This window comes from Geovibrio sp. ADMFC3, assembly GCF_054687035.1.
Genome location: NZ_BAAFZG010000002.1, coordinates 1,232,971 through 1,251,920, shown reverse-complemented (window position 1 = coordinate 1,251,920; position 18,950 = coordinate 1,232,971). Strand labels below are relative to the sequence as shown.

Annotated in this window: 18 protein-coding genes; 5 read left to right on the top strand and 13 right to left on the bottom strand. The window is 44.8% G+C overall.

Annotated elements, in window-relative coordinates; genetic code table 11:
- Positions 1–17 precede the first annotated feature (17 nt).
- From ACYRYY_RS06180 to ACYRYY_RS06135, 10 genes are all read right to left on the bottom strand, one after another.
- Positions 18–380, bottom strand: coding sequence for a helix-turn-helix domain-containing protein (locus tag ACYRYY_RS06180; protein WP_460214737.1), 363 nt, complete (start codon positions 378–380; stop codon positions 18–20).
- 264 nt (positions 381–644) lie between these two features.
- Entirely contained in the window at positions 645–1,796 is a 1,152-nt protein-coding gene (locus tag ACYRYY_RS06175) for a trans-sulfuration enzyme family protein (RefSeq protein ID WP_460214736.1), read from the bottom strand.
- A 1-nt stretch (position 1,797) separates the two neighbouring features.
- Positions 1,798–2,943, bottom strand: coding sequence for a trans-sulfuration enzyme family protein (locus ACYRYY_RS06170; RefSeq protein ID WP_460214735.1), 1,146 nt, complete (start codon positions 2,941–2,943; stop codon positions 1,798–1,800).
- Between the two features lie 32 nt (positions 2,944–2,975).
- Positions 2,976–3,185, bottom strand: coding sequence for a DUF1847 domain-containing protein (locus tag ACYRYY_RS06165; RefSeq protein ID WP_460214734.1), 210 nt, complete (start codon positions 3,183–3,185; stop codon positions 2,976–2,978).
- 66 nt (positions 3,186–3,251) lie between these two features.
- Positions 3,252–4,193: a cysteine synthase A gene (gene cysK, locus ACYRYY_RS06160; protein WP_460214732.1), complete on the bottom strand. Its 942-nt coding sequence runs from the start codon at positions 4,191–4,193 to the stop codon at positions 3,252–3,254.
- Positions 4,194–4,357: 164 nt separating this feature from the next.
- Positions 4,358–5,896 carry a hypothetical protein gene (locus ACYRYY_RS06155; RefSeq protein WP_460214731.1) on the bottom strand — a complete coding sequence of 513 codons (1,539 nt, stop codon included), beginning with the start codon at positions 5,894–5,896 and terminating at the stop codon, positions 4,358–4,360.
- Between the two features lie 99 nt (positions 5,897–5,995).
- A complete protein-coding gene (locus ACYRYY_RS06150; RefSeq protein WP_460214729.1) occupies positions 5,996–6,877 on the bottom strand; it encodes a hypothetical protein in 882 nt (293 codons plus the stop codon).
- Positions 6,878–6,888: 11 nt separating this feature from the next.
- Positions 6,889–7,611 carry a hypothetical protein gene (locus tag ACYRYY_RS06145; RefSeq protein WP_460214727.1) on the bottom strand — a complete coding sequence of 241 codons (723 nt, stop codon included), beginning with the start codon at positions 7,609–7,611 and terminating at the stop codon, positions 6,889–6,891.
- A 301-nt stretch (positions 7,612–7,912) separates the two neighbouring features.
- A complete protein-coding gene (gene mnmA, locus ACYRYY_RS06140) occupies positions 7,913–8,989 on the bottom strand; it encodes a tRNA 2-thiouridine(34) synthase MnmA (protein ID WP_460214726.1) in 1,077 nt (358 codons plus the stop codon).
- Positions 8,983–10,092, bottom strand: coding sequence for a cysteine desulfurase family protein (locus ACYRYY_RS06135; RefSeq protein WP_460214725.1), 1,110 nt, complete (start codon positions 10,090–10,092; stop codon positions 8,983–8,985). The genes mnmA and ACYRYY_RS06135 overlap by 7 nt, the downstream gene beginning before the upstream one ends.
- Before the next feature lie 168 nt (positions 10,093–10,260).
- On the opposite strand from ACYRYY_RS06135, the gene ACYRYY_RS06130 reads away from it, so the two are divergent.
- Both ACYRYY_RS06130 and pyk read left to right on the top strand, forming a co-directional pair.
- Positions 10,261–10,722 carry an RrF2 family transcriptional regulator gene (locus tag ACYRYY_RS06130; protein ID WP_460214723.1) on the top strand — a complete coding sequence of 154 codons (462 nt, stop codon included), beginning with the start codon at positions 10,261–10,263 and terminating at the stop codon, positions 10,720–10,722.
- A gap of 65 nt (positions 10,723–10,787) precedes the next feature.
- The gene (pyk, locus tag ACYRYY_RS06125; protein ID WP_460214722.1) at positions 10,788–12,200 is read left to right on the top strand and encodes a pyruvate kinase; all 1,413 of its coding nucleotides are present in this window, start codon (positions 10,788–10,790) and stop codon (positions 12,198–12,200) included.
- Here pyk and ACYRYY_RS06120 read toward each other — a convergent pair.
- Positions 12,188–12,445, bottom strand: a complete 258-nt coding sequence (locus ACYRYY_RS06120; RefSeq protein ID WP_460214720.1) for a type II toxin-antitoxin system HicB family antitoxin — start codon at positions 12,443–12,445, stop codon at positions 12,188–12,190. The genes pyk and ACYRYY_RS06120 overlap by 13 nt on opposite strands.
- A gap of 112 nt (positions 12,446–12,557) precedes the next feature.
- Between ACYRYY_RS06120 and ACYRYY_RS06115 the strand changes: the two genes are divergently transcribed.
- Both ACYRYY_RS06115 and ACYRYY_RS06110 read left to right on the top strand, forming a co-directional pair.
- Entirely contained in the window at positions 12,558–13,592 is a 1,035-nt protein-coding gene (locus tag ACYRYY_RS06115; RefSeq protein WP_460214719.1) for a hypothetical protein, read from the top strand.
- 68 nt (positions 13,593–13,660) lie between these two features.
- Positions 13,661–14,881 (top strand): class I SAM-dependent rRNA methyltransferase, encoded by a 1,221-nt coding sequence (locus tag ACYRYY_RS06110; protein WP_460214718.1) that lies wholly within the window; start codon positions 13,661–13,663, stop codon positions 14,879–14,881.
- Between the two features lie 8 nt (positions 14,882–14,889).
- On the opposite strand, the gene ACYRYY_RS06105 is transcribed toward ACYRYY_RS06110, so the two are convergent.
- Entirely contained in the window at positions 14,890–15,543 is a 654-nt protein-coding gene (locus ACYRYY_RS06105) for a potassium channel family protein (RefSeq protein WP_460214717.1), read from the bottom strand.
- 5 nt (positions 15,544–15,548) lie between these two features.
- Positions 15,549–16,754: a TrkH family potassium uptake protein gene (locus tag ACYRYY_RS06100; RefSeq protein ID WP_460214716.1), complete on the bottom strand. Its 1,206-nt coding sequence runs from the start codon at positions 16,752–16,754 to the stop codon at positions 15,549–15,551.
- A 314-nt stretch (positions 16,755–17,068) separates the two neighbouring features.
- On the opposite strand from ACYRYY_RS06100, the gene typA reads away from it, so the two are divergent.
- Positions 17,069–18,901: a translational GTPase TypA gene (typA, locus tag ACYRYY_RS06095; RefSeq protein ID WP_460214715.1), complete on the top strand. Its 1,833-nt coding sequence runs from the start codon at positions 17,069–17,071 to the stop codon at positions 18,899–18,901.
- Positions 18,902–18,950 lie beyond the last annotated feature (49 nt).

Here is an 18,950-nt window from a genome sequence, read left to right as displayed (position 1 = left end):
GTTTTCTCTTATTAAGCTCATTTGCTGTAGACAGATGAAATGCTTTTCAAAAGTTCAGCATGCCGTATTTTTTCATCCGTATTTAATCTTCTGTGATTGTTGATTATCTTGAAAATGATTTCTAATATCTCTTTATCGGCAGAGTCATAAACCGTAGGCATAAGTGATATAAGAGGGGTGTTTAACGAAATGGAAATTTTCTCGATTGTGCTGATCGTTAAGTTACTCTTACCGCACTCGATTTCAGATATAGTTGTTGTATGAAGCTCTGCCAGTTCAGCTAGTTTTTCCTGAGAGAATCCAAGCTCTTTTCTTTTTTTTCTTATAGTGTCTCCGATGGAAACAAGTATCGGTGATTGTTCTGTTTTTTGTTTTTTCATGCTTATTTATAAGCTTAATAACTGTTATTCGCCATAGGTTATATGCCTTGATTTCTTGACATATTAAACGTGTTTAGCCTATATTGTTTCTTGGCTGTGACTGATATTCAAAGTCTGTATCATGAAAACTGAATTAATGTTTATAAGTCTATGATATAAGAGGAATAAAAGAATTTTATATCTGACATTAAGAGAATAGAATCTGACAGCTGGTTATGCGGAGAAGCTTCTGCGGCTTTTCCGCACAACCGCTGAAATATACATTTAGTCAATTGTTCTTAATATATCCCTCAGCACGTCTTCCGTGTCCTCAACACCTAATGACAGACGAACCAGAGAGTCGCTTATGCCTCTGGCTTCTCTTTCCGCAGGGGGCATTGCTGCATGGGACATCATCGGCGGGTATGATATTATGCTTTCCACGCCGCCAAGGCTCACTGCAAAAGCCGCATACTGCATTTCATTCAACAGCCTGTGGGTCAGCTCCGTACTGTTCAGTTCAAAGGAGAGGACAGCGCCTGCCCCTTCACTCTGGGATTTATTGATTTCATAACCTTTATGACTCTTAAGACCGGGGTAGTAAACCTTCTTGACATTCGGATGTTTTTCCAGTGCTTCGGCTATGACCTGTGCGGATTTTTGTCCCGCTTCCATCCGTACGCCCAGTGTTTTGAGCCCTCTGATAACAAGCCAGCAGTCGTTGGGCGGGAGAACGCCGCCGACTGAGTTCTGAACGTATTTTATCCTTTTGCCCAGAGCTTTGTCCTTCACAACTGCGAAACCGCAGAGAACATCGCTGTGTCCGTTGAGAAACTTTGTCCCGCTGTGCAGCACTATATCGCACCCCAGCTCAAGAGGACGCTGAAGGTAAGGGCTCATGAATGTGTTGTCCACAAGTGTTATGAGGTCATGCTTTTTGGCAAGCTCGCTCATGGCACGGAGATCTGTTATTTTCATAAGCGGGTTTGAAGGAGTTTCGAGGTAAAGCGCCTTCGTTTTGCCGGGGATTACTGCTTTTTCAAAAGCGTGTACATCTGTGGCGTCAGCGAAGGTTGACTCTATGCCGAAACGGGCAAGGAGTCCCGTCAGCACACGCCATGTCCCGCCGTAAACATCCTCACATACAACTATATGATCTCCCGGAGAGAAGATCATCAGTGCGGCGGAGATAGCCGCCATGCCGGAGGCGAAAGCGTAGCCGTGTGAACCCTCTTCAAGGTCTGCGATTATCTTCTCCAGAGTTTCCCTTGTGGGGTTGCCGGATCGGGAGTAGTCGTATTCTCCGAACTCTGTGACAGATTTCTGTCTGAAGGTGGAAGCGTGGATAAGGGGCACGCTGAGTGCCCCTGTGTGCGGGTCTATATCGTAGCCTGTATGAACCAGACGTGTATTTTTTCCGGCTTTGTCACTGCTCATTTTATTCTCCGTTTTCTATGGCGTTTTTGAGGTCGTTTATCAGATCATCTCCATGCTCAACTCCGATTGAGAGGCGCAGAAGCCTGTCGGTTACTCCGAGGCGTTCTCTTATCTCCGGTTCAATATCCGCATGGGTCTGAACGGCGGGGAAGGTTATCAGCGATTCTGTTCCGCCTAAGCTTTCAGCAAAGTGGAATACCTTCACACTCTTCAGTATTTGCGGCACTAGAGCCGGTTCGTCAACCTCAAATGATACCATGCCGCCGAAACATTTTGCCTGCTTTGCCTGAACTGCATGACCTTGGTGGCTCTTTAACCCCGGATAAAAAACCTTTTTTACCTTCGGGTGTTTTTCCAGAAACTCTGCAACAGCCAGAGCATTTGCCGACTGTTTTTCTATGCGCAGGTGAAGTGTCTTCAATCCTCTCAGGACAAGCCATGAATCATTGGGAGAAAGTATGGAACCCACAGAGTTCTGGAAGAAAAACAGCCTGTCTCCAAGCTCCTGTGTTTTTGTGACAAGCACGCCCGCCACAACATCATTATGCCCGTTAAGGTATTTGGTGGCGCTGTGGAGAACAATATCTGCATCCAGATCAAGTGGGCGCAGTGAATAAGGGGAAAGAAAGGTGTTGTCCACCACGAAAATTATCCCACGTTTTTTAGCAAGCTCTCCAAGTGCTTTTATATCTGCCACTTTCAGCATCGGGTTGGTGGGCACTTCAACAAAAAGCATTTTGACAGCCCGGTCATTGAGTGCCGCCTCAACTGCCCTTATGTCTGAAGTATCAACATATACTGCCTCTATGCCGTACTGGGCGTAGACCTTCTGGAAGATACGGTATGTTCCGCCGTAAAGGTCTTCTGTTATTACTACTTTATCATTCGGTGAAAGGAGACGGATTACATTGTCAACTGCAGCCATGCCGGAGGAAAAGGCGAGTCCTCTTGCACCGTTTTCAAGCTCTGCCATTGCGTTTTCCAGAGCCTGTCGTGTGGGGTTTGCCGTTCTGCTGTAGTCATATCCCGTGCTTTGCCCCAGTGCAGGGTGACGGAAAGTGGCGCACTGATGTATTGGTGTGCTGACTGCTCCTGTATGCGGATCTCTTCTGCTGCCCGCCTGTGCGAGTATCGTATCTATATTCATAAAAACACCTTATTAACTGATTTTTTGCGAAGTTATTCAACAAATTCATGCATCTTAAAACCACGGATACACATAAATTCGGCGAAGTTGCCCGCCTCTTTGGATAAGCCCATACAGGAGGCAATGCCGATAATTTTATAACGCATTCGTGAGGCGAATTCGGCAATCTCTTCTATACGGGCAATTTTTCCGTAAAATTTTCTTTCAGCTTCCGCCGCTTTAATGGATGCAGCTTTTTCCATAATATCCTCCAGTAAAAATACAGGGCTGCGGCTTTTTTTGCACACAGCCCGTTTTTTCTTTTGTTATTAAGCAGTAACTTCAGGGTCGGCATACAGAGTGGTTGACAGGTAGCGCTCGCCTGTATCGGGAAAAACAACCACAATAAGCTTGCCTGCGTTTTCCGGTCTGGAAGCTATCTCCTTTGCCGCATGGAATGCCGCACCGGATGAAATGCCTACCAGAAGCCCGTCCTCTTTTGCCAGAAGGCGTGAGGCTGCAAAGGCTTCAGTGCTCTTTACCCTGAAAACTTCGTCCACGGCGTTTTTATCAAATACCTGCGGAACAAAGCCTGCACCGATTCCCTGAATCTTATGGGGAGCCGGGCTTCCGCCGGAAAGTACTGGTGATTCATCCGGCTCGACAGCGATTACCTGAACAGAGGCTTTTTTCTCTTTAAGAACCTGACCTGTTCCGGTGATTGTTCCGCCTGTACCCACACCACCTATGATGATGTCCACCTTGCCGTCAGTATCACGCCAGATTTCTTCTGCCGTTGTTGTTCTGTGGACTGCAGGGTTTGCAGGGTTATTGAACTGCTGAGGAATGAATGAGTTCGGCGTTTCTGCGGCCAGCTCTTCAGCCTTCGCTACTGCTCCTTTCATCCCCTGCGCTCCGGGAGTGAGAACAATCTCCGCACCGTAAGCCTTAAGGAGCGAGCGGCGTTCAATACTCATCGTTTCGGGCATAGTGAGAATAAGCCTGTATCCTCTTGCTGCGCTCACGAGGGCGAGGGCTATGCCTGTGTTGCCGCTTGTGGGCTCTATGATAACTGTGTTTTTGTTGATGAGTCCTGCATCTTCCGCCGCTTTGATCATTGCGAAGCCTATTCTGTCCTTTACGCTTCCGCCGGGGTTGAACGATTCGAGCTTTGCCACGATTCTTGCCTTAGCACCATGTGCAGCACGTCCGATAGCCAGAAGGGGAGTGTTGCCGATGAGGTCTGTGAGTGTTTCTGCTATTCTTCCCATTTGATTTCTCCTTTTATATATAATTTCTATGGATTTTATGTAGTTTTAAGGAAAATAGATCAGATGCGGCATGATGTCAATAGTATATTTTAGCATAAAGCAAGCCTTCGTTCGCCCTTGAGACATGAATAGGGGAAGGCTGGGGCAGGAGATGCACCTCGGGTTTATACTTCTTTTTCTTCCGGATTTTTCATTATATCAAACCAAAACTTCTTCGCTTCGGAGAGCAGTTCGTTTCTTACGGTCTCCTGAGGTTTTTCAGACAGCGAGGTTTCGCCTGCCTTCTGCCTTATATACTTAAGGAACGATTCACCCAGGCTTAATTCATTTGTGTTAGGCGTGTCTATGCTCTTCGTATCCTGAAAATCTTTGCCGTGTGCAATATCAGTTCCGGCAGTTTTGTCGGCAGTTATTCCAGAATGTATTGGCTCCGCAGCCTCTTCCTCCGAAGCTTCAGGCAGCACAAAGATCTCCGGCGGGAAAACAAGCACAGTGTTTTCATCAGCTATCACAGTGGTTTCGCCTTCGGGTATTGCTGTTGAATAAGTCGGGTTAGCAGGGGGAAATTTTTCGTAGAGAGCGGAAGGGTCGGTTCCATCAAAGAATGAAATCAGACCGGATTCATTGAGCAGATCTTTTATGGGTTGGTACTCACTGTGAAGTTCGTTTGCCACACTTTCTGTAACATGATCATAAACATCCTCACCTAGCCAGTTTTTGAGCGATTCCTGTATCTCTTCATCGGTGAGCCTGTTGTCGGGATGATAAAACTTTCCCTGCTGCAGGACTATGTTGTTCTTGTCATCTCTCAGATACAGCCCTTCATCAAACATAACGGGTATTGTACATTCTGCGGAATACAGTACCGATTTAATGCTTCCAGACAATCTTTCCAGCTTGGAAAGTACATTTGAAGCCGTTTGCTGTTCGGAAAACTTCAACGGGTCATCAACCTTTGCATAACCGGGGATTTCTTCATATGCCTTAGTGAATTTTCCTATTCCCTCTATGCCCATTCCTGCGTATGTCGGGTGTGCCAGAAAATTATTGTCTTTGAGAGTCTGTTCCTGTTCATCGGACAAGCTGTTTATAAAGCTCTCTGTGTAGCTTATAAGTTCGTTATTGTTTTCTGCTTCTTTCAAGCCGCTGTAAAATGAACTCCAATCACTGCCCAGTCTGTTGAGCATGTATTCCCATTCACCGGTTTTTCCCTGAATGCTGAAAACAGAACCTGTTAGACTGCTGCCGGTCATATAGCCGTATTCTTCGTAATCGTACTGTGCTGCCTCGTCAAATTCACTGCTTCTGTTCAAAGCAAGAGCTATTGAGAAGGCCTTTTTCATCGCAAGGGTATTGTCAAGCTGCGATTTTAGTTCATCAGTATTGCTTATTCCGCTGGTAATACAAAAAGAGTCAAACTTCTCAAATTCACTGCCTTCGTAACTGTTTATCATATCGCTGATAAAAGCTTCGGCCTTTTCTCCGTCTTTCTCCGATAATTCCGAGTAGTAAAGCTTTGTCATGGGTTTCTCAGCAAGAAACTGCCCGATTTTCGCCTGCATCTGTGCCTCTTCGGAGATTGTTACCTGATCATTTTTTCCGTTTATTTTTGTTCCGGCATGATTTGCCTTGGAATGCTCCGGCAGTGCCTGAGATGTAAGCATAGATTTATAGTAGCTGTAGGAGGAGTTTGTAATCTGCATAGCCAGTACCTTTTTTGGCAATATTTTCTATATGTTGCAAATAAGCAATATGTGTACCAGAAAAATACCCCCTTCCAGCCAATAGAAGGGGGCAAAAGCTTACTGCAGTTTGAAATTATACATGAGGAAGTATGTAAGTGTCTGCGGATTATATATTTTAGTTCTTATTTTGTGTTCAAAACCATCACCTAAGTAAAATCCGGGATACTTGGACGTGAAGTTGAAAGACGCAAGCCACAGATTTCTACGCACACTTGGATCAGCAGCGTCTTCAACACTGTAGCAACCTAGAAAATTTCTTATGGTCGGAATCGCAGAAGGATTATTGGGATCTGAAGGGGGGGTAGCTCCGTTTTCATCTTTGAAAATGACGTGAGTACCGATAGTCGGGATCGAATTCCAGTGAGGTTTATTTCTGGTATAAACGATCACCTCAATATTCTGTCTCTCATATCCTGTTGATGAGGTGAAGTCCTGCCTGATTAGATCAAAGGCTCCCATGTCATGTTCGTATAAGGCAACCGGAGTATCTCTGAAATTATGATTAATTCCTATGTAATATTTATGACCTGTTATGCTTGGGTTGCCTCTCATTGCTTCCGGTTCAGTCCACGGCTGAGAATAGTTGTAGCGGCTATCCTCTGAAAGATCATGGGTAATCAGCCCATTTTCAGTATATGAATAGAATCCGGCTTCCTGTAAATAAACGTCAGAAGTAACCATAAGGTTTCCTGTGGGCTCTTCCTCATCGTTATCGGGGACGCCGACCTCTCTTGTGAGCGGCATATTGAGGCAGAAACCATCATCTATTCTGTATGCGTTATGCTTATCGGAACGAAGGATTGTATAATGGCTGTCAGCAAATACAAAAGGATCTGGCGGTGTCCCTTCCTGAATATTCATGGTTCCTATACCGCCTGTTTCTGCATAAGCCGAAAAGGTAATTACTGAAACTATTATAAATATTAATATTTTTTTCATTTTACACTTCCTTAAAAATTTATGTTGTATTCGGCTTTAATCATATTCCAATCAGCAACCCATGGCTCACCCTTGATAATGAACTCCTTCACATAAGTAGTGAAGTTAGTAAAACTGCTATTCACCGCATGTTTAGTTTCCATTCTGAAATATGCATCTTTTGCCATTGCGCCTTTATGAGACATAAGCCACATATAACGTGAAAGCAGGTTTGTAGAATTGGTGCCTATTATTTCGTAGCAGCCAAGATCTTCTGATGTGATATTGTCCACCTCGTTATGCCTTGTATTTGAATAAACAGAAACATTTCTAATGCTGATTTCCACCGGCTTATGCGAGTGCATAGTTATAAATAGCACATCTTCCGGAGTGAGTGTGGTTCTCAGCCATCCTATGTAAGTGTCATTCGCATTAAAAGTCATCGTTGCTGAAGATGTCTTGTTGATAGTGACGAAATCATACTTATTGTATGGAGCTGATTTGTAATTCTGGATTGCGTCACGCAGCTTGCCGGAAGTTATAAAAAGCAGCCCTTCCTGAAATCTGTACGTAGTGTTTGGAATTTGCCTGCACTGGGATGCATCTACCGGTCTGGCACCTATTATGCTAGAAAAGGTCCTGCTCGACAGGTTTGAGCCGACAAGATCATTTGCCGTATAACCTGAGTAGGGTGCAGCCAAAGCGCCCACTGCAAAGGTAAATACTGCTAGCATGGTTAAAAAAAGTTTATTCATAACTGTCCTCCAGAAAGTTTGATTTCAGTAAATTAACATAACGTTTAAATAAATACAAGAAGCGTGATAATGATGATCAATATATAATTTTTTAAGAATAGGTGATGAATATAAGTACTTGGGGTGTAATACTTTTCACGCATGAAACAAATTGTGAAATTTATTGCATGGGGATAGTTGTTGAATTAATAGTAAAAGTGCCATATCTGTTTACAAATATGGTACTTTTTCCGTATCTTTTAGCTGCAAGAGTGTGGGCTGTTAGATTTAATAATGGATTGGAAGACGGCTTAAACTGTTTTTATTTATCCAGAATCCAGCCTCTTCCGAGAACTGTTTCATCTTCATAAAGGACAACAGCCTGACCGGGTGTGGCGGACTTTTCGGGTGTTTCAAAAACTATTCTGAATACGCTGTCCGCTTCGGTATATATTTTTGCGTGAACCGCCTCGTGTCTGTAGCGTATCTGGGCGAGGCAGGAAAAACCGTCCGAAGGGGTGAATCCCTCACGCCATGTCCAGCCGTCTGCCGTTATGGATTTACTCAGAAGCTCTGTCTGATTATCTGTTATGATCACTCTGCTGTTTGAGTGGTCTATCTCTTTCACCCAGAAGCGTTTATATGTGGTGAGCCCAAGGTTGCGCCTCTGCCCCACTGTGAAATTGTGCAGACCCTTATGGCTGCCCATTATTTCCCCTTTTGTGGTTATGATCTCCCCATGTTTTGCAGGTGAACCGAAGCGGCAGCGGAGCATTTCCGCAAAGCTGTCAAACCCGCCCACGAGGCATGCATCCTGACTTTCTGTGCTTTCTGCGGTGGGTAGGTTCAGCCTGCGGGCATATTCCCGCACCTGCGGCTTGTCTATTCCGCCGAGGGGGAAAAGAGAATGCCGTAGCTGTTCACCCGTGAGTCCGGCGAGGAAGTATGACTGGTCCTTGTTTTTGTCTTTGCCTCTTTTAAGAACGGGCAGACCGCCCGATGTGTCTATTACAGCATAATGCCCTGTGGCTATGAAATCAGCTTTCAAACTGCGTGCGAAGTCCTGCAAAATACCGAACTTGACGAACTCATTGCACAAAAGGCATGGGTTCGGTGTTCTGCCGCTGTCGTATTCCTTCCATGAGCTTTCCAAAACAGTCTTCTCGAAATCCTTTACACAGTCATACACATAGTGCCGTATTCCCAGAGCATTTGCCGTGGAGCGTGCCTTTGTCATGCCGTCTATGCCGCAGCAGGAGGGGCTGTCTGAAGCTTCTGCGCAGTCGTGGAGCTTCAGTGTGACACCTATTACCTCATAGCCCTGTTCAATAAGCATTGCCGCCACTACTGATGAATCCACCCCGCCGCTCATGGCGGCTACAACACGCTTTTTTACCATATTTTTGCTCTCATTGAGTTTACTGTATCCGCCACTATTTCCGATGCCTGAATTATTTCACTCTCCGATGTATCTCTGCCCAGAGAGAAGCGCACGGATGAACGTGCCTCATCTTCTGAACTGCCCATTGCAAGCAGAACGTGGGAGGGCTTGAAATCTGCCGAACTGCACGCTGAACCGCCGGACACACAAAGCCCTGCGAGATCAAGGTTTATTATAAGCGTGTCTCCTTTCAGCCCGCTGAAGGTTATATTTGATGTATTTGAGACTCTGGGTGAGCCGGCTCCGTTTATCTTGCATTCTCTAACCTTTGCAGTGACAGCCGCTTCGAACATATCACGCAGACGGCGGATTCGCTTTTCATCCTCTTCCATACGCTTTGCAGCAACCTCACAGGCTTTTGCAAATGCTGCTGCAAGTGCTGTACTTTCTGTGCCGGGGCGTACAGTTTTTTCCTGACTGCCTCCGTACATCAAGGGCGAGACTTTGAGCCCACGCCGTACAAACAGCGCTCCTATTCCTTTCGGGGCGTACATTTTGTGGGCGGAAAGGGTGAGAAGATCCACCCCAAGTTCACGCACATCAATTTTTATTTTTCCGGCAGCCTGAACAGCATCAGCATGAAAGATTGCGCCGGAAGTGTGCGCCTTTTCTGCCAGTTCACTCACAGGCTGGATTACCCCTGTGTCGTTGTTGGCGAGCATAACAGAGACCAGAGAGACCCCTTTCGGCATGCTGTGAGGTTTCACAATGCCTGTTTCATCAGTCGGAAGATAATGAACATCTAACCCCTTTACCGTGAGTTGGTTACAGGGCTTCAGGACGGAACTGTGTTCAATTGAAGAAACAGCCAAAGAGCCGCCTGCAAAGCCCGAAACAGCGAGATTATTTGCCTCAGTTCCGCCGGAAGTGAATACTATCTCATCAGGGAAAGCACCTATGAAATCAGCAACTTTTGCCCTCGCTTCATCCATCATGCTTCTTGCCTTCTGCCCCTGTTCGTGGAGGCTTGATGGATTGCCGTATGTATCAAGAGCGGAGATAAGTTCTTCTTTAACTTCGCTGTCCACAGGGGTTGAGGCGTTGTAATCAAGATATATCATCAATTATCCTTGCAATATTCGCTATAAAATATATATATTTACTGGATGAAAATAATTAATCTGTAGTTCTGTGTCAAGGTTAATTGCGCCTTAAATCACTTAAGCCTCTATCTGTTGACAACAAACTGCGGATTATGTACATTTCTTTAAGTTTAAAAGGGATTGTTTATGTTCTCAATGAAAACCGTTTACGGTCTGAAGGCTCTTCAATATCTGGCGATACACGGGGCAGGCAGGCATGTGCTTATATCTGAAATAGCAGAAAAGGAAGGAATACCCAAAAAGTTTCTTGAAACCATACTGCTTACTCTCAAGAATGACGGTCTTCTTGTCAGTAAAATAGGCAAAGGCGGCGGCTATCAGCTTGCTGTAGCCCCTTCTGAGATAACTATGGAGCGCATAATCCGTGCCCTTGAGGGACCTATTGCCCTTGTGCCGTGTGTTGAGGATGAAAACAGCACCAAATGTGACTACTGCGAAGACTACTCAATCTGCGGTGTCCGCCTTTCCATGACACGCATCACCCGCAAGCTTATAGATGTCATGTCCCAGTCCACTCTTGCTGATATGCTTGAGGATGTGGACAGGGCAATCCAGAGCAAAAGAAATATCAATAATTACGTCATATAACCTTCATTCGCATCCTGTTTTAGTGTATTCTTTCTTTATATAATCTTATTTTCCGGGGGAAACTCATGAGACGCACAAAAATAGTGGCAACGCTGGGTCCTTCTTCATCAGATCCGCAGACAATCTCCGATCTTATTGACGCAGGGCTTAATGTAGCCCGTCTGAACTTTTCCCACGGGGATCACGAAAGCCACGGAAAAATGATTGACCTCATCCGCTCCATAGCTGCGGAGAAGAAAACCTGTGTGACAATTCTTCAGGACTTGTGCGGACCTAAGATCCGTCTGGGAATACTCCCTGATGAAGGTGTTGAACTGAGAAAAGGCGAGTTGTGCATTCTTATGTCTGAAGATTCTGCAGAGACGGATGCTTTGCCTGTTCAGTATGAAAACCTTGAGGCAGACCTTAAAAAAGGCGACCGTGTGGTGCTTGCTGACGGAACAATGGAGCTTACTGTTGAGTCTATACATGGCAAACGGGTTGTTTGCCGCATTGTGCGGGGCGGAATCGTGTTTTCACGAAAAGGAGTTAACCTGCCCTCTGCCGATCTCAGCGTGGTTGCATTCACCGAAAAAGACCGCAAAGACCTACTTTTCGGACTGGAAAAGGGGGTGGATGTGGTTGCCCTTTCCTTTGTCCGCAGTGCTGCGGATCTTGTGAAAATACGCTCTATTATCTCCAAAGATAAAAATCCGCCGCTTCTCATAGCTAAGATAGAAAAACCCCAGGCTGTTAAGAATATAGATGAAATTCTCCCCATGGTTGACGGAGTTATGGTGGCAAGGGGCGATCTGGGCGTTGAGATGCCTCTCTTCGATGTACCTGTTATTCAGAAAGTGATTATCCGCAAAGCACGCAGAGAAGGCAAGGTGACCATAACCGCCACACAGATGCTGAAAAGCATGGTGGACAGCAACCTCCCCACAAGGGCAGAGTGTACTGACGTTGCAAACGCATTGTTTGACGGCACATGCGCCGTAATGCTTTCAGAGGAGACAGCCTCCGGTAAATATCCGGTTGAAGCTGTGAGGGTTATGGACGGCCTCGCCAGAGCGACTGAGCAGCATGTCATCAGCGAATTCAGCCTGAAGAGCGATGAGCATGTTACTGACAAAAAGAATATAGCATGGGCTGTGGGGCGTTCTGCATGCTGGCTGGCGAAGGATTTGGAAGCGGGCGCCGTTGTTGCGTACACCGAATCAGGCTTCACAGCGGCAAGCGTTGCAAGGTTCAGACCGGCAGCACCAATACTTGCACTCACGCCGAATAAACGCACTTTTACCAAGCTGAACATGTTTTGGGGTGTTGTTCCGGGGCTTACGGAAGGCTTTCATGACATAGAGGAAATGTTCTCAACTGCGGCGGAGATAGCCGTTGCGAAGGGAATCGCCAAACAAGGGGATAACATAATCATCACCGCCGGTGTCCCTTTGGGTGTGAAAGGCTCAACAAACATGGTAAAAGTTTACGAAATATAGGAAATTTTCTCAGCAATATCCGTACGGACGGGGATAAGCACCTCGTCCGCTCTGGGCTGTGAGGGGGATGGGATTCTCTGCTCCTCCTCAAGCATTGCTTCCAGCAGATTATTGAGGCATTCCTCCGCCGTTTCCAGAGCATCTTCATAGGAACGGCTTTCGCAGTGTATCTCCCTGAAATCCCTGAAATTTATTCTGTACAGTTCGTCTTTTAGTCTGAACCTGCACGGATAGGCGAGCTTCATGGTTATCACTCCTTATACAGATTATACATTTTATTATTGATTTTTGCGTTCTTTATAAATGATATTTTTTATAAATAGTGGTTTAATAATATAAACTAGCAATGGGAATGATATGGACAAAGATATGAGAACATTTATTGGTGCAACAAATCAAAAAAGTAACTTTTTAGGATTATTTGTTTCAGGTATTTTGATTTTTGGAAGTTTGTGGACTATTACGTACTATTTCATACTGGGTATTGCTCCACACTTAGATCAATCTTTTTTTATAGGTTATTTGTTTGTTATTGCCATGATAGGCGGAGTTGTCTTTTTTCCGTTTATTGCTGCTTATTCATTTGCATGGGCGAGTATTTTTGAGACATTTAATGATTTAGACGAAGATAAATTAATTGGATATTTATTTTTATCACAAATAATAGTTTTTTTTATTTCAAGCTTTGGTGCAGTTGCATTAAAGTTCGATTGGTTAATTACATATCTCTATAGTATTTCAATATTATTAATACTAACAGTGGAATTCTTATATAAAAAAAATAAGTTGACCTTTCTAAAAAATTATAAAAAGATTGATTTATTTTTAGCATTTGGTTCGTCAATAGCAGCACCATTATTACTTTATACATGTGCGGTGCTTGTATTTATTAAGGATGTAAAGTTATGTATAGTGGCTTTGACTTCCGTTGCTTTATTATCAGTGATTTTTGAGCTGGTCGCTATTATTATTTTATTGTTTTTTTTAAAAGAAAAAATTGCAAGCCATGTTCTAATTTTTGTTATCCTTTTTGTTGTGGGCACATTTTTTCTTGCATTTAATAAAGAAAATAATCAGTTCAATGTAATTCTTGGACTCCCATTTAAAATTTTGAAACTAGGCAGTAATGATGCCGCATTGCTTTTCGATAATAATTCAAAACCAAATGCTATAGATGTAGCTGATTTCAGATATTCATTCTCAGAAATTGGTCTTTATAAAGTACATATTCTTTCTTCCATCGGTTCAGAATATATTGTCAGGAAAATTGACGGAGATAAAAACTCCCCTATCATTCGTATTCCAAAGACTAAAGTTAAAGCCGTTATTTATAATTATAAGGAACCGGAAGCTTTAAGGATTGCTCCAATACAGCCTTCTTTAATGCCTTAGTACCCTTTGCTTGCTTTAGTTCCCTATTTTGTTTAATATCGCCGCAGATACAGATAACGGAGCAACAGATGGCTGATATAGCAATAGAGAGGGTCTCTTTCCAGCTTACACCCGCAGCGGAAAAGGAAGTTAAGAAAGGGCATCCGTGGGTTTTTGATAAAGGGATAGTGAAACAGAATAAGGAAGCTCAGGCGGGCGCTTTTGCCGTTATATACGACAAGGAGCGTAAATTTGTTGGGCTGGGGCTTTATGATCCCGATTCACCCATACGAATCCGCATGCTTCACAGGGGAAAACCTGTTACAATCGACTCCGACTGGCTTAAAGAGAAGCTAAGTACCTCCATCTCTGCCCGCAGAAAGATTTTTGCCGATGAAAGAACCACAGGCTTCCGCCTTGTAAACGGCGAGAATGACGGTCTGCCCGGTATAATTGCCGATTATTATGATAAAACTCTCGTAATGAAGTTTGATTCTGCAATATGGCTTCCTTATCTCGATCTGCTTAAGGGAATATTTGATGAACTCCTCAAACCTGAATGTATAATTCTCCGTTTGAGCAGAAGCATAGATGTTAAAAAAATATCCCCCAACATCGGCGATGGAGCTGTATTAAAAGGCTCTGCCCCCAAGGGAGCGGTTATTTTCAGGGAGAACGGAATCCTCTTTGAAGCCGAACCCGTTCACGGGCAGAAGACAGGCTTTTTCCTTGATCAGCGTGACAACCGATCCAAGGTTGAAAAATATGCGAAAAATCGTGATGTTCTCAATGTTTTTTCATATACAGGCGGCTTTTCAATTTATGCGGCAAGGGGCGGTGCCTCCTCGGTTATCAGTCTTGATCTGAGCGAACCTGCTCTCAAGGCGGCAAAGCGCAACTTTGAGCTGAATAAAGACGATATTCTCATAGCCGAATGCCGCCACAGCACAATTTGTATGGATGCTTTTGAAGCTCTGGGAGAACTTGCCAGACAGAAGAAACGGTTCGGGATGGTTATTGTTGACCCGCCATCATTCGCACGCAAGCAGTCAGATGTGCAGAGTGCGGTATCAGCCTATCAGAAACTCACACGCCTTGCTCTGGGTGTTCTGGATGACGCAGGGATACTTGTTTCCGCATCATGCTCGGCGAGGGTTCCGTCAGATATGTTTTTTGATGCAGTGCTCAAAGCCGCCGGAAAAGCTGGACGCCCGCTACAGGTAATGCAGAAGACAGGGTATGCGGCAGATCATCCTGTCGGCTTTCCCGAAGGGGAATACCTTAAGTGTATGTTTTCGTTTGTGAAGTAGCTTTCAAGCTACTTTGCAAACGCCTTTACTATGTCCTCTTCCTGTCCGGCGACAATCAGTTCATCCCCCTCGTGGAGCTTCATGTTCGGGTTGGTGATGATGCTTGTCTTGCTTCCGTTTTTCTTTATCATCACTGCGTTGATCTGATATTCCTTCCTCAAATCAAGCTCAAGAAGGGTTTTCCCTTCCATGCGGGCGGGAATCGCAACACTGATCAGGCTTACTTCTCCGTCAACAGTGAGAATCTCCATCATGTCCGGTCTGCTTATTCTGTCTGCGAGGCGTTTTGCCACCTCACGTTCAGGGAGAATCACTTCATCAGCGCCGATTTTAAGTAGAAGTTCTTCATGGACTTTTCTGTTTGCCTTGGCGATAACATGGGCGCAGCCCATCTTCTTGAGATCCGCCAGAGTCAGAAGAGCCTGCTCAAAACTGCTTCCGATGCCTATTATGACTATATCGAATTTGTCTATTCCAAGTTCGGAAAGCGTTCCGTGGTCTGTGACGTCAGCTATAATCGCTTCGGTTACGTTATCCTTTATCTGTTCGACAATTACTTTGTCTTTATCCACAGCCAGAACATTGTGCCCTTTTCGGGTAAGTTCGGTCGCTATGCGGAAGCCGAAAATTCCCAGTCCCAGAACTGCTATGTCTTTTTTCATTTTCATCACCCCAGAATGAGTTTTTCTTCAGGATAAGCTAGTTTTGATTCCTTCTTCCTGCCTGTCATTGCAATAAGTATAGCGCTGGGGCCTACCCTGCCTATAAACATGCACGCAGTCAGAATAAGCTTTTCTGCAGTGCCAGCTTCAGCGCTTATGCCCATTGACAGTCCTACAGTGCCTGTTGCACTGACAACTTCAAAGAGAACCCCCAGAAAGTGTGTTTCTCTGAAAATGAGGATAAGAGCAGATGCAGTGCAGATCACTATGGAATAAAGGAATATTATTGTAAACGCCTTCAATATATTTGATGGCGGTATTGTTCTTCCGAATACTCTGACGCCAGTTTCCCCTTCAACTGCTCTGCGGACGGAAATTGCAGCAAGAAATGCTGTAGTGGTTTTTATTCCGCCTCCTGTTGAACCCGGCGAAGCTCCGATAAACATCAGGATGATCATAAACATAATACTCACGCTATGGAGACCGGATAAATCAAAGGTATTAAATCCTGCTGTACGTGTTGTAACGGACTGAAAGAGAGAGTCCAGAAGCCCCATGCGCCCGTGTTCGGTGAGGTAAAGCATTGCCGCCCCTCCGAAGCTCAGGAATGCCGACATGCCCAGAACGATTTTGGTATGAATGCGTAGCCTTGTTTTCTCTCTGCATTTGCGGACAAGATCAAAAACAACGTAAAAACCAAGCCCTCCTGCGGTTATGAGCAGCATGATAACTGTCTTGACCATGCCGCCGGAACCGGTGAGGCTGGAATCGAATGTGCTGAAACCAGCGTTGCAGAAAGCCGAAACAGAATGAAACACCGCCAGATAAACGGCATGTGCGCCTGTGTAGCCGTCAATGAGGAAACCTATCCACAGAAGAGCAGCCCCGATGAACTCGCTTGCGAAAGTGTAGATAACAATATAAAAAAGAACATTCTCTATTTCACGAAGGCTGTAGCTTTCTGCCAGACGGGAAGCCATAAGCCGCTTGCCGAAATCCAGATCTCCTGTTATGAAGAGAAGCAGAGATGAGCTTAACGTCATTATCCCCAAAGCACCAAGCTGAATTAGGGTGAGCAGGATCATTTGTCCGGAAAGGGTGAAATCGGACGTGTTCATTACCGAAAGTCCGGTGACGCACACAGCGGACGTGGACATAAAAAGAGCATCCACAAAGCTTAACCCGCCGTTTTTAGTGATAAAAGGCAGCATAAATAAGCCTGCACCCCCACCTATCAGTATGAGGAAGGTGAGGATAAGATAGCCCTGTAGGGATGGACGGTATTTCTTCATAAAAATTTATAGCATTTTCCGCATATTTTTTGCACTCAATTTTTCTTTATGTTTTCAGTCTTTTATAAGTAATGAGGCTTAAGGAAAATTTTTAAAACAAAACACTGCTATTTACATTTCAAAATAATTTCAGTAGAAGATATAGCCTTCAATTTCGGCTGATTTTGCGGACTGTGCCCGTCGGGGCTGATATGAAATCATTACAAATGAAATAAATTCAGGAAAAACTCCTCATGGCAAAAGCTTTTAACCAGAAACTCAGAAATATTGCGATCATAGCGCACGTTGACCACGGTAAAACAACTCTTGTGGATGCACTGTTTAAACAGGCAGGTGTTTTCAGAGAAAATCAGGCAATGGATGACCGCCTGATGGACAGTATGGACCTTGAACGTGAGCGCGGGATAACCATCGCTGCGAAAAACTGTTCCGTCTCATACAACGGAGTAAAAATCAACATACTCGATACACCAGGGCACGCAGATTTCGGCGGCGAGGTTGAAAGGGCACTTTCAATGGTTGACGGGGTAATTCTTCTTGTGGATTCTTCAGAAGGTCCTCTTCCTCAGACACGTTTTGTTCTGGGCAAAGCTTTCGAGGCAGGACACAAGGTTATAGTTGTGATAAACAAGATTGACCGTCAGGACGCCAGACCCGATGAGGTGCTTAACGAAGTTTACGACCTTTTCATAGACCTCGGCGCAGACGATGACCAGATAGAATTCCCTCTTTACTACGCCATAGGCAGAGAAGGAATATGCCAGACAACACTTGAGGAAAGAGGAACTGATATGCGCCCTCTTTTCGATGCCATAATAAATCACATCACCCCTCCGACCTATGATGATGTTGAACCTTTTCAGATGCTTGTCAGCGACCTGAGCTACTCCGATTATCTCGGCAGACTTGCGGTTGGAAAAGTTATCAACGGTTCAGCCCATACAAATGAAACCCTTGTGTGCATAAACGAAAAGAACGAACAGATACCTCTTCGTGTAAGCAAGGTTCAGACATATGAAGGAACGGGAATGAAAGATGTTGAAAAGGCTGAACCCGGTGACATTATCATTCTTTCAGGAATAGAAAATATAAAAATCGGCGATACTGTCTGCACCAAGGAAGCTCCCAAGGCTCTTAAAAGAATCAAAATAGACGAGCCCACTGTTTCTATGAAGTTCTCCATCAACACAAGCCCGCTTGTGGGAAGAGAAGGCAAATTTGTTCAGTCTTCCAGAATACGTGAGCGCCTCTACAAAGAAGCAATGAAAAACGTTGCGATTAAAGTCGAAGATACCGAATCTCCTGACAGCTTCATCGTTAAGGGAAGAGGCGAGTTTCAGATGGCGATTATTGTTGAGACAATGCGCCGCGAAGGCTTTGAGCTTTGCATCGGACGTCCCGAAGTTATCACAAGAACAGTAGACGGTCAGTTCTGCGAACCCATTGAGCAGCTTTTTATAGACTGTGACGAGGCATTTATCGGCGTTGTTACAGAAAAACTTTCCCTTAGAAAAGGGAGACTCACAAACCTTGTGAATAACGGAACAGGCAGAGCAAGGCTTGAGTTCTCCATACCCAGCAGGGGGCTTATCGGCTACCGTGATGAATTTCTTTCAGATACAAAGGGTACAGGTATCATGAACTCACTGTTTGACGGCTACGAGCCCCACAGAGGCGAAATCATTTCACGCTTCACAGGCTCAATAGTTGCAGACCGTGCCGGAAAAGCCGTGGCTTATGCTCTTTTCCATCTTGAACCCAGAGGAGTTCTTTTCACACGCCCCGGTGATCCTGTGTACGAGGGTATGATCATTGGCGAGTACAACAAGGATAACGATTTGAATGCGAACCCCTGCAAGGAGAAAAAACTCACAAACATGCGTGCTTCCGGCAAGGATGAGGCAGTTACGCTTACTCCTGTTATGCCTATGACTCTTGAAAAAGCAATTAACTTCATAGCCGAAGATGAACTTGTTGAGGTTACGCCTCTTTCCATTCGTCTGAGAAAAAGAGTCCTCTCACAGCAGGAAAGGCACACAGACAGAGCCAAAAAACTTTCTAAATAAGAGACTTCCGCATAAACCTGCCGCCTTTAAAAGGCGGCGGGCTCTTAGC